This is a genomic window from Gillisia sp. CAL575, from assembly GCF_000403785.1.
GTDB lineage: Bacteria > Bacteroidota > Bacteroidia > Flavobacteriales > Flavobacteriaceae > Gillisia.
The window spans coordinates 29,434-43,292 of record NZ_APHJ01000020.1; the positions used below are offsets into that span (position 1 = coordinate 29,434).

Sequence of the window (13,859 nt, forward strand, 5' to 3'; positions counted from 1 at the left end):
TATTGTCAGAATTATGAGGATTGTAAGAATTTCTATATTAATTTTTCATAATAACTTTTTGTGTTATAGTTTGATTTTGAGTCTTTAGTTTAACGATGTAAACTCCAGATGGATAGCTTTTAATAGCAATTCTCGCTTCTTTCACATTTCCAATAGAGGTGTGATCTTCTAAGAGTTTTCCGTTTAGATCGTATAGATAAAGGTGGGAAATTAAAATTTCATCCTTATTTAAAATTTGTAATTCATTATCTCTATAATTATGTTTTAATGATAGAACAAAATCCTTAGGTATTTCGGTAACAACTGGGATAGTATCCACAGGTGTTACAGGCTGTACCTCTTTAAAAAAAATCAATTCAAATCTATCTACAACATAACCCGGCTTCATAAGTGTTTCATAAGCAACTTCTTTTATATCGTGTATGCTATCATTCCATTTATCATGAATGTATACCTCTTTATCTTCTGGTAAGTTCTCCCAAGATTGCAAACCGATACTTACCGGACCCTCTTCATCTATCATCATTCCTATAGGCAGTATTTGTTCTTTATCAAAATGCGAAACTCCTTGAATTACGAATTCATGGTCCTTTATAAGCCAAAACATATCTTCTACATTATATTCATTGAGAGGTGCATCATAACCAAGATCAAAACCGTTGGTTGCATTTGGATTTAATCCTACAAGAAGTTCTCTCCGGTATCCTTTAGGTGAGTGGAAATTAATTCTAATTTTTCCTAATGCTTCGGCCTCTTTATTAGTTTTTTTAGATTTCTCGGGTGCTAAAAATTGAGAGCTACCAACCGCTTCCCTTGCGAAAACTCTCTGGCTATTTTTGAACAATACATCTCCTCCTGCAATATTGGTCACCCCGGATAGTGATGGATCAGGCATAGTATTTATAAAAAAGCCCTGCCCAACAGGGATATATTGCCCAGGAGTTTTACTGGCAACATCATCTGTATTGCTATTAATTCTATCGTCCATCGCGATGGCCTTTACTCCGCCAATTAAATTATAGGTTGCGTATCCACCTACATATTCACTTAATATATGAGTCTTTCCTGCAAAATGATCCCAGAAATATACAGCTCCGGTAAATATGTTCTGAGTATTTAATCCACCACTATCTTTAATATTATCTAAAATAAATTTTTTCGCATCAATCGCAGACGGGTAGGGGTTTCCTAAAAGATAATTCTGATCTAGTCCTATGTTCAACGTAATGGTACCATTGTTAGGTTTTCCTTTATAAACATAATTTTGTCTATCTGTAATAGCTGCATCACCAGAAGTCCCTTTCATCGTGTAGCCCTCTCCTAATTTTAGAACACCGCTACTTCCAATATGTTTCCACTCAGAATATTCATCTGCTGTTCCCTTAAATTTCCATATCCAATAATTACTTATCATTCTAGGATTGGAATATTGTCCATCTGCAAAGGTTACTCCATTACCGAAAAGTATGTTTTTTGGTGCAGAGGATATAGTTCCATCCAGCATCACTTCAGAAATTTTATAAGTTGTGTTTTTTGTACCTTGATTCACTACAGGAGAAGACCAATAATTATAATTATAACTACTTGCCGTTCCTTGCTGATCGCGTTTAATAAAACCAGTACTGTTTGGCGCTAAAATACTTCCTTCTGTCTGGACTAATTGAGATTCTCCTACTAAGTCTATACTTCCATTTAGATCTAAATAATGAGTAATAGTGAGTCCTTGACCAGAGTTGTTTTCGTTTAATGTTTGATTTGGATTTGCCATTTTAAGCTCACCTATTTGAGATAGTAATCCCAGCATGTAGATATCTTTACCACCCGAGGTAATATTATGCGCTATTTGCGCAATATTCCAATTTATTGGTTCCCCATTAATTCCTAAACTATTAGGAGCATCCCATACATCTGGACGTTGCCAAGTGTTTTTATTTCTCCATTGACCAGTAGCTTTAGAAATGTAAGGTAATGGAGCGGAATTTTCTTGAGTTGTCTCGATATTCTTTAATTGCCCATCAACTTTAACTGTTGCTTTATCGGGGGTAAGTCCAGCAATAAGCTCATTTCCTATAAGTTGATAATAACCTGATAGATCTGTATATGGCAGATCTCCAGGAACAACTAATGGTAATACTGTTCCTTTAACCGGACTTACATTTACTTCTAAACGCTGATTCATCATAAATCTCAATTGATCTTCTTGTAATGCAGTTTTCCAGATTCGCACTTCTTCTATCCAACCATGAAAATAATTTACAGGGTTTTCAGGTTTGTTACCTCTGTAAATTGCACCAATTAAGAAAGGACTAACCGTAGCCTTAGGATTTGCAGCATCTCCATTACCTACTTTAATCCCATCTACATACAACTTAACTTTAGAATAAGTGAAGATCACAGCAACATGATACCACCTTTGGTTATCTAATTTATACGAAGATGTTACAGTAGAATTCCCCCATTTAAATGTTGGCGAACCACTATTTATTGAAAGATCATATCCGCCAGCAGAAATGTTTTGTGAATCTCTTTTTGAAAGTATAGTACGTTGGCCGTTAACTGAATTTAATTTAACCCAGGCTTCAATAGTAAAGTTATCTGAATCTAAGTTATAATTGTCTCCCATGCTAATATGGTCATCTATACCATCAAAATCTAACGTACTACAATCAGCAGTAAAAGAAATAATCATTTCATCACTAGTTGTACAGGTATTGGTTTCGTTTGCAATAGTCCATTTTAAAGTATAACTACCAGTTGTTCCAGTAAAATAAGATTGAGCATTATTCGGATCAAGAATTTGTCCTCCGCTTCCAGAAACAATTGTCCATATTCCTGTTCCTTCGGTAGGAATATTCCCAGTAAGGTTAGTGCTATTAAATCCGCAACTAAAATTTTGATCTTCACCGGCAATTGCCAGTGTGATTTGAGCTGGTTCTACTATGGTCACAGTTTCAATAGCTTGACATCCATTTTTATCAATTACCGTAACTGTATATTCACCATCTATTAAAGTTGTAGCATTGGCTGTTGTTTGTTCATTTGCATCATTCCATAAATAAGTATAATAAGATTCACCAGTTTCAGATATAAATGGAGTTCCTCCAGAAGCTGTTACTTTTGCTTCTCCTGTTTCTCCGAAGCAAATAGGATTTGTAAAACTTAGAGATAATTTAATTGGTGAAAGTGGTTGATTAATAGTTACAGGATCTGCTTGAAAAATCGTTCCCTCATAATCTTTTACCCAAACCGTATGACTTCCTGCATTAAGATCTAAAAATTCATTACTAGGTTGATATCCGGAGCTTGCATTTGTTATGCTGTACTGATATGGTCCTTGACCTCCATTTGCTCTCACTGTAACAATTCCAGTGTTAGATCCATTACATAATAATTCATTAGGTGCGGCTCTGGCATAAAGAGGTGTAATTACAACTTCGTTATTATTTGTAGAGTAACATTTAGGTTTAGGTCCCTGCCCGCATTTCCATTTAATATTGTTAGAAAAAGTCATATATACGTTTTCTATTGTTAGTAGATCACCACATTGCCAATCCAGTTGAATTGTTTGCACTTTTTGGGGAATTGCTTGTTGTTCATAAAAGCATAGACCTTTATTTACGTGAGTGAAAGTTCCATCTGCATGCTCTACAGAAAATATATATTCTATATACATGGAGTAACGATCCGAATTGGTAGGAAGATCGAAATACAAGAATTTTGGTTGTCCATCTCCACAACTTGAAGCTGTCACTTTATTTCCACTTGCATCTGCCATATAAAAAGTATTGATTCCAAAATCATTGGAACCACAATCATCCTTAAAACATTCCCCAACATATTGAACTATAGACTCAGTTTTGCTTATTCCAGTAGCGTCAGTTACCGTTACTGTAATAGTTCTATTTCCTGTAGAAGAATAGTTTACAGTATGAGATCCCGGGCCAGTTGCCGTTGCTGGCGTTGCGCCATTACCAAAATTCCATGAATAGGTGTAGGGGCCAATACCGCCGATTGCAGTGCGATCTTCTACTTCAAAATATGAAGTTCTAATTACATCTTCGTCTTCTGGGCAAATAGATGTTGGGATAACTGGAGCTTTTATAGCTTCAATTATAATTAGTTCAATTGTATTAAAACATCCATTTCTATCTGTTGCTGTTACCACATACTTACCAGCAGCTAAATCTGTTGCAGTCTTGGTAGTTTGAAGTACATTGGTTTCATTTAATTTTCTCCAAGCATATGTAAAACCTGGAGTTCCTCCAGTTGCATTTGCAGTGGCAGTTCCTGTTGAGGTTCCATAAGAAGTTGTTCTCGTTGTTGTACCTTGAAGACTAACTTCTGTTGTTGGTTGAGAAATAATTGTGTTCGCACTTAACGTAGTCTCGCAGGTTGGATAATCCCTATCTCTAATTTTAACGGAGTAAGTCCCAGCGGGAAGTGAAGTGAATTGGGGGTCAGTTTTCCATGTGGATTCATTAATGCTATATTCATATGCTCCATGCCCCCCAGTTGTATTATTAATTGTTATTATTCCATCTGCTCCATTATAACAGCTAACGTTAGTTATTACTATGGACGCATTTAGTACTTCTGGAGTAGTTACTACAACATCAGACTGCGTTGCACATCCTTTGCTATCTTTAATGAAAATTGTGTAATTACCTTCTGCAACATCAGTAAAATTTCCAGTAGAATTGAAATTAGTATTATCTATTGAATATAAATAACCCCCATTACCGCCAGATACCGTACCTGCAGTTATAGTTCCATCATAATTTAGCGAACATGAAGCATCAGTTGAAGATGCAGGAGTTGAAGTTAGCGGATCTGGCTCATAGATTTCTAAAATTTCTTCTATTTTACATCCGTTTAAATCGCGAACTGTTAAAGTATAGGTTCCTGCATAGAGAACCTCAAACGTGGTTTCAGATCCAAAGTGTACTCCGTCAATAGAATATTGATAGCCTGTGGTACCACCTCTAACTGCTCCTGCGGTGACAGTGGCATTAGACGCTCCATTACAACTAATATCTGTTTTAGTTGCTGGTTCCATTTCTAAGATCTGAGGACCTGTTAAGGTAACCGTTTCTGTAGCGATACAACCTTTAGAATCTTGAACGGTAATAGTATGGGTACCAACATTTAGCTCCTTAAACGTATTATTAGAGGTGAAATTAATCCCATCTAAAGAATATTCATATTCCCCATTTCCGCCGCTAACTAGACCTGCAATTATTTCGCCATCTCCAGAGTCATAACATTTAACATGGAAAAGTTCTGCAGGTTCCATGATTAGGGTTGAAGGTTCAGCTATTTCAATATTTTCAGAAGTTGAGCACCCTTTGGTATCTCTAACACTAAGAGTATATATTCCTCCGGAAAGCCCCGTGAACGTACCATTGTTTTGAAATGTGGTTCCATTAATGGAATATTCATAACTACCATTACCACCAGATACTACTCCAGCAGTAATGCTACCATCCGCAGCTCCTGCACAACCTACAACCTTAACAGTAGCAGCTTGCATGCTTAGTATAATAGGCTCTGTAACTTCAACAGCTTCAGTTGTAGTACATCCGTTAATATCTTTTACAGTTATGGTATAATTACCTGCGGCAAGATTAGGAAACTTATTATGTGATTGAAAGTTGGTTCCATTAATAGAATATTCATAGCCGTTATTTCCTCCAGATACAAGCCCTGCTTCTATAGCTCCATCCTCTGCGCCAAAACAAGATGCGGAAGTGATAATTGCAGATTGCATGTTGAGAACAGATGGTTGAGTGATTGTAAGATTTTCGGTAACAAAACAAGCTTTTGAATCTCTTGCAGTTATTATGTAGTTACTGGCAGGTAAATCAGAAAATATTTTACTGGACTGGAAGTTAACCCCATCTATTGAATATTCATAGCCAGAATTACCTCCAGAAACAGTTCCTACCGAAATTATTCCGTCTGATCTTCCATTGCAACTCGTTGGAGTAATGGAAGCTGAGGTCATAGAAAGAGTAGCAGGTTCGGTAATTGTAATGTTTTCTATGGCTGTACACCCTTTAGAGTCTTTGACAGTTAAAATATAATCGTCAGCATTTAGGCCAGAGAAAATATTGCTAGTTATAAAGTTAGTTCCATCTATTGAATATTCATAGCCAGAATTACCTCCAGAAACAGTTCCTGCCGTAATTGTTCCATCTGATCCATTTTTACAAGAAACAGGAGTAGTTGAGGATGAACTCATTGTTAATAACGATGGTTCAGAAACAGTAATATTCCCAAATATTTTACAGTTATTCCCGTCTTTTACAGTGGTGGTATAAGTTCCTGCGGTGAGATTATTAAATGTTCTCGCAGGTTTAAAATTAACTCCATCTATAGAGTAGGAATATGAACCACTTCCACCAGCTGCACTTCCAATTGTGATAGAACCATTACTCTCTCCCTTACAACTAACAGCTACAAAACTAGAATTTTGCATCGATAATTGGGTAGGTTGGGTTAAGGTGGTACTTATAGAAGTTCTACAACTATTCCCATCTCTAATTGTAATTGTATAATTCCCAGCGTTTAAATTATTAAAAATGTTACTACTCTGAAAATTGATACCATTTATAGAGTATTCATAATTATTATCTCCTCCCGAAACCGAACCTACAGTAATTATTCCATCATTATTATTAAAGCAAGAGATATTAGTTTTAGATGGGGGATTTGTGCTAATAGGAGTGGGACTATTTATAGTAAAGGTTTTGGAAGCTGTCAATCCAAGAGCATCTGTAACGTTTATAGTATAACTACCTGCCGTTAAATTAGTTCTGTTTTTAGAGGTGTTGGAATCGCTCCATAAATGGGTGTAGGGAGATGTACCGCCATTAATGGTGATTGTTATTGATGCATTATTGACGCTGTTACAATTTAATTCTGAAATATTTCCAGTAATTGTAATTGTCTCACTAGTGTTGAAAGCATTCGAAGTTGTGAAAAAGGAAGTACCTAAATAGAATAAAATCAATAATGAGGCTCTTCCCATCAAAGTAATTTTTCCCATGAGACAATTATTTTAACAGAATTTATGTAAAACTACATTAAATTATCTGTTATTTAAGGTTGAAATACCTTATTAATCGATGAAGAGCATTAAAATTTAACTTTAATTGAAAATATTAAATTATATCGTAGGAAAATTCATATAAAGTCAAACATTATTTTTTTTAAGCCATCTTTTCAGATTAAAATTTAAATATCTATTTACCTCACTGAATTATAATTGTTTATCGACTTTAGATTTGTAATAGAGAAATTAATTTTAAAAATTATTAATTCAACATTTTACACTACAGATTAGATAAAAATTCACTTAGTTGAATAAAAAAATGGAAAGCAGTCTAACTGTATTGCAATGGTTAATTATTTAATCTTGGGATTGTTCAAATCTAAAATGAGTATTTTGGGAAATTGTGATTTCTTATAGTATGATATCTCTGGGTGACAGTTTTTTATTCAGAATAATAATTTTATAGATAAGCTGAGCTAACAAAAATCTAAAAGTTTTTTGTTAGCTCAGCTTATCTACTTTGTTCTCTAATAAAACCTCATTAAGAAGTGTATTTACATAAATATATACGGCAAGTTTATAAATGAGGCATAAATTTCTGAATTAGAAATGCAAGTGTCTTGAATTTAAATAATTATAGAACGTGGATTAATATTATGAGTTCCTTTTTTGATTCGTTTTCATCAATATGAAAAGCGCCACAACTATTTTCATTTTTTGATAATTATTTTTCTTGTAATAACCTCTGTATCAGTATGCATTTTTAAGATATAAATTCCTTCACTATAATTAGAAACCTTAAGTCTAATCTCCGCTTCTGATGGTACCTCATCAAATACTTCTAGTAATTTCCCGTTAAGATCGAATAAATGAATCACAGAAATATTAAGTTCTTTAGGATTTAATACCATCATTTCATTAGCTGAATAGGAGTGTAGAAGACTTATCTCTGAAAAATCGTCTATTACGGGTTCTTCCACGACAATTGGATCTGGATCTGGTGTAGATAGTTCTTTATAGAAAATTAACTGGAATCTATCCGTAATTTCACCTGGTTTTGAAGTTGAGGTATATGGCCCAGATCTTAAATCATGAATAGTATCTAAAACAATATCTTTTAAATAGATGGTGTGATCGGCGTTCATATTTTCGAGAGTATCAATTTTAATTTTAAATTCACCCTCTTTTTCAATTCTCACACCAATAGGTAATATCTGATCTTTTCCAAAATCTGGAACTCCTTGAATTACTAAGAAATTACCCTCCTGTACCCAATACATATCCTCCAAATTATATTCGATCATAGGGGCATCATAACCTAGATCAAAACCATTTGTGGTATTAGGGTTTGCACCAACTAGTAGTTGTCTAACATAACCTTTGGGAGATTTAAAAGAAATTCTGATTTTAGAGGTTGTGCTCTTAGCTTCTTCTTTTCCGGATTTAACAACAATTTCCGGTTTTAAGAAAATTGAGTTTCCCGAAGTTTCTCTGGCAAATACACGTTGACTATTTTTAAATATAAGATTACCTGGGCTTATAGTAAAGGGTTTACCACCGGTAAATTGCTCATCTGTACCCGAATTAACAAAGAAGCCTTGGCCTACAGGAATAAATTGGGTTGGAGTCTTACTGCCTTCATTTTCGTTTGCGTTTATACGTTCATCACTGGAAATTGCTTGCAAACCACCAATTAAATTAAGTGTGGCATATCCCCCAATATATTCTCTTAATATATGAGTAGCTCCAGAGAAATGGTCCCAAAAATAAATTACTCCATTAAAGAGATTCTTAGTATTCGTTGCTCCATTAACTGTGTTTTTATCTAAATTATCTAAAATGAATTCTTCAGAATCAACTGCAGAAGGATATGGATTTCCTACTAAATAATTTTGATCTGGGATGCTTGTTAGCGTAATATCACCATTATGAGGTTTTCCTTTAAAACCATAGTTTTGAGAGTGCGAATAATCTGTAGTTCCAGTAAAAATTGTTCCTTTCATAGTATGTCCCTCTCCAGTGTTCAAAGAGCCGGTTTTGCCTATAAAAATCCAAGAATCATAATCGTCTGCAGGGCCATGAAATCTCCATAACCAGTAAGGGCAGGTATTCATAGTTGTGTTATCTGCGCCATAAGGATTAGAATCTGCTGTGAAAACTAAGGGTTTTACTGTTCCAGTTACAGCGTTATCCCAGCCATAATTCATTACCTCTCCAGGAAGGTATGGTGAATTATTCGGACTTAATTGTGCACTAACTGGTGAGGACCAGTAATTATAATTGAAACTCATTACTTTACCTTGCTGATCACGTTTTAACCAGCCTTTGCTAGTTTCTGCCAATATGCTACCTTGATCTTGCAATAACTGAGATTCGCCAACCAAATCGATATTTCCGTCTAATAAGAGGTAATTAGTAACCCTTAACATTTGACCAGGATTATTTTCGTTTTTAGTCCCAGGACCAGCAATTTCGATACGTTTGTCTAAAGTTTCAGATTTTAGACCTAGAACGGTTATATCTCTATCTCCAGATTGAATATTATGATTGGTTCTAACAATATTCCAATCTATTGGAGTTTTATAAGTTTCAGTATGACTTGGATCTGTATCCATTACATCTTTAGCTATTCCTGATGAATTTGGGAAATCCCAAACAGTTGGACGGAGCCAAGTGGTAAGAGTTTTCCATTCCCCGGGATTTGCAGAAATATAAGGCAGAGGAGCGGTGTTTTCCTGATGTGTTGTCATATTATATAACCTTCCCGGGGTAATAATAGATAGTGATATATCTGGTGTGAAGCCGTTTAAAGGCATCAAGCTACCATCGAAGGTTTCTAAGTTTAGAGGATCCGGGATTTTTGATATAAGTGGATAATACCCTTCCAAATCACTGTATAAGAGTGCACCCGGAACTGGCATAGGAATCTCTTTCCCCATATTTGTAGCATTCTGTAAATGTTGATTCATCATAAAATGAATTTGTTCTACAGTAAGCGATTTTTTCCATATTCTAACTTCTTCAATCCATCCTGAAAAATAATTTTCTGCTTTTTTCGTGGTATTATTCCACCTAGCTCCAATTAATGTTTTATTTCCACCTATTCCTGTGCCAGCATTCCCAACTTGTATACCATCTATATATAATTTTCCATTAGTAACTGCTAAATGGTACCATCTGGTATTTGGTATTATTGTGGTTGGTAGATCTTGCATTTTAATTTCAAAACCTGCCCCAGAAATAATTGTTCCCATGGAACTTTTAGGTCTAATCCAAGCTTCGATACTTTTAGAATTTAAACTTCCACCATAAGTATTACCCAAATCTACATAATCATCAATTCCGTCAAAATCCAATGTAGTACAATCTTGAAACTGTACAGGAGTTGGCGTTAAAACAGGAGGGCAACCATTATTCTGAACAACTTTACCTCTTTGGGTTACATCAAAATAATCAACTGGATAGACCGCTGTGGAAGTAAGTTTCCAGGTAAAAGTAAATTCCCCTGAATTGTTTGCTTCAAATTGGGCATTCGGGTTATTTTTAGGAATTAATATGCTATTACTATCAGAATTAACCAAGGTATAAGTAGTAGGGTCTGCAACCACTCCGGATTTGGTGATTACCCATTCCCCAATATAGAAATCTTTGGTAGGATAAGTTAAAACATTTCCTCCAAATGCACCTGAAGCATTCGCTGTTAAGTTTACAGTGTAATTTCCGCAGGTACCGGCAACAGCGCTAATTGTTGTTGTATAACGGTCATAAACAAAAACTCTGATTGTTTTGGAACTTTCTAAGCTACTACAATTATTTCCACTCGAATCTAAATTTAATTGAGTTTTCACTTCAAAAACATTCCATCCTATTAATTTTGGTTCCCATTGTTCCGAACTATTATTACCTATAAATACCCCTTCAGGTTTTGAAGGATCGCTATAATCTCTCCATTCCAGGATTATATCCTGTGGCCCTTCCGGAACTTTAATATTATCTAAAGCCCATATATCTCCGTCTCGTTTACCTTCATATTTAAATCGAATGCGTAAATTACCTCTTCCCAAATAGTTGCCCAAGTCAATGGACATTTGGTTTACTCCTGGAGTTCCTTCTCCAAAACGATCATAATTTCCGCTACTTAATGGACCTGTCTTGGTATAAAGTATAGGTTCTGATGTATAACTCGCTCCCCCGTTAGTTGAAATTTCAATTTTTATAGTAGCCCCACTGGTTAAATTGAATGCCTGATCAAAAGTTAAAATTGCTTCATCTAAACCACTCAAGGCAAATACAGGTGTTTCAAATGTAGATGGATTATTACCAGAAACAATTGCAAAACCTTTATTACCAGAATTTCCAAGTTTAGTATCCCATCTTTGGTCAGTAATTGCATTGGTAGTGATATTGGCTGTAGCAAAGTCATGAGGATTTGTCCTTAACCACTTATCTGGCCTGCGGTTATCTGCACTAGATTCAAAATTATAATCGGAATTTCCATTTTTATCAGTAATTCTCCATCCTTTATTGGTAATAGAAGAATTGTCAAAAGCACCTCCTTCAAATTTTCCGAAGTCTTCACCATACCCAGTACTGGAACTTAAGGTTACCTCTTCACCTTTACAAACCACAGCCGGATCTACTTTAACAGGAGCTGGTTTGATGTTCGCTGGTATTACACTTAAGATGGCAGTTTGAGATAGGGCATTTGGAATACAAGAACCACTTGCTATTTCTACTTGAAATACTATCGATTCAGTTACTCCTAATGCATAAATTTGAGCAGCAGATAACGAAGTTCCGCTTGTTTGAATTGTAGTAAAGTCTGGGTTTGAAGCCTTTCTGTATTTCCATGCTACAACTGTTCCTGCTGTTACGCCTGATAGTGATATTGCAGATAAACTATTACTTGACGCTGGACTTACACAAGACAAATAGATACGTTCATTGTTTTTTGAAAAAAGTAATTTTCCTCCCACCGGAACGGGGTCAACCGTAACAACATGTGCGGTAGTTTTTGGACCGTTACATCCAGCTGCACTGGCGGTTATGATTGTTGTTCCGCTCCATCCTGCCGCATAGGTTACAGCTCCTGTAGCTGCAACAATTGTATTTCCACCCGCTAAACTTGCTGCATCCAGACTGTAAGTAATTCCTGTTGAGTTAGTTGCTGTGGTTGTGGTGGTTACTGATCCCGCTCCCTGGCAACGGGTTGAAGTTGTCGGTGAAAATGCACTGATTGTTACTGTTGGTGTTACAGTTACTACATGCGTGGTAGTTTTTGGACCATTACATCCGGCTGCACTGGCAGTTATGGTTGTTGTTCCGCTCCAACCTGCTGAATAGGTTACAGCACCTGTAGCTGCAACAATCGTATTTCCACCGGTTAAACTTGCTGCGTCCAGACTATAAGTAATTCCTGTTGAGTTAGTTGCTGTGGTTGCAGTGGTCACTGATCCCGCTCCCTGGCATCGGGTTGAAGTTGCCGGAGAAAATGCATTGATGGTTACTGTTGGAGTTACCGTAACCACATGAGTGGTAGTTTTTGGCCCGTTACATCCCGCAGCGCTGGCAGTTATGGTTGTTGTTCCGCTCCAACCTGCTGCATAGGTTACAACACCTGTAGCTGCAACAATCGTATTTCCACCAGTTAAACTTGCTGCGTCCAGACTATAAGTAATTCCTGTTGAGTTAGTTGCTGTGGTTGTGGTGGTCACTGATCCCGCTCCCTGGCATCGGGTTGAAGTTGCCGGAGAAAATGCATTGATGGATACTGATGGTCTTACCGTTACCACATGTGTGGTCGTTGCCGGGCCGTTACATCCGGCTGCACTGGCTGTGATGGTTGTTGTTCCGCCCCATCCTGCTGCATAGGTTACAGCTCCTGTGGAAGAGTTAATACTATTCCCTGAGAAGGCTGCTGTGGTGGCATCTAAACTATAGGTGATTCCAGTTGAATTGTTTGCTGTGGTTGTAGTAGTTACTGTTCCTGCTCCCTGACAACGGGTTGAAGTTGTCGGTGAAAATGCATTGATGGTTATTGTTGGTGTTACCGTTACTACATGTGTGGTCGTTACCGGGCCGTTACATCCCGCTGCACTGGCGGTTATAGTTGTTGTTCCGCTCCATCCTGCTACATAGGTTACAGCCCCTGTAGCTGCAACAATCGTATTTCCACCAGTTACACTTGCTGCATCCAGACTGTAAGTGATTCCTGTTGAGTTGGTTGCTGTGGTTGTGGTAGTCACTGATCCCGCTCCCTGGCAACGGGCTGAAGTTGCCGGAGAAAAAGCACTGATTGTTACTGTTGGAGTTACCGTTACCACATGTGTGGTCGTTGCCGGACCGTTACATCCGGCTGCACTGGCTGTGATGGTTGTTGTTCCGTTCCATCCTGCTGCATAGGTTACAGCCCCTGTAGCTGCAACAATCGTATTTCCACCGGTTACACTTGCCGCATCCAGACTGTAAGTAATTCCTGTTGAGTTAGTTGCTGTGGTTGTGGTGGTCACTGACCCCGCTCCCTGGCATCGGGTTGAAGTTGCCGGAGAAAAAGCATTGATTGTTACTGATGGTGTTACCGTTACCACATGAGTGGTAGTTGCCGGACCGTTACATCCGGCAGCACTGGCGGTTATGGTTGTTGTTCCGCTCCAACCTGCTGCATAGGTTACAGCCCCTGTAGCTGCAACAATCGTATTACCTCCAGTTAAACTTGCTGCATCCAGACTGTAAGTAATTCCTGTTGAGTTAGTTGCTGTGGTTGTGGTGGTCACTGACCCCGCTCCCTGGCATCGGGTTGAAGTTG

The 13,859-nt window shown here is 37.1% G+C and carries 2 protein-coding genes; both read right to left on the minus strand.

Annotated features, from left to right (window positions below):
- Positions 1-37 precede the first annotated feature (37 nt).
- Positions 38-7,048, minus strand: coding sequence for a LamG-like jellyroll fold domain-containing protein (locus I130_RS02845; RefSeq protein WP_034919103.1), 7,011 nt, complete (start codon positions 7,046-7,048; stop codon positions 38-40).
- 716 nt (positions 7,049-7,764) lie between these two features.
- Complete coding sequence (locus tag I130_RS02850; protein ID WP_034919106.1) at positions 7,765-13,827, minus strand: LamG-like jellyroll fold domain-containing protein; 6,063 nt, start codon at positions 13,825-13,827, stop codon at positions 7,765-7,767.
- Between the last annotated feature and the right edge of the window lie 32 nt (positions 13,828-13,859).

Coding starts and splice junctions, on each gene's coding strand:
- I130_RS02845 (WP_034919103.1), bottom strand. CDS start 7,048: ATGGGAAAAATTACTTTGATGGGAAGAGCCTCATTATTGATTTTATTC.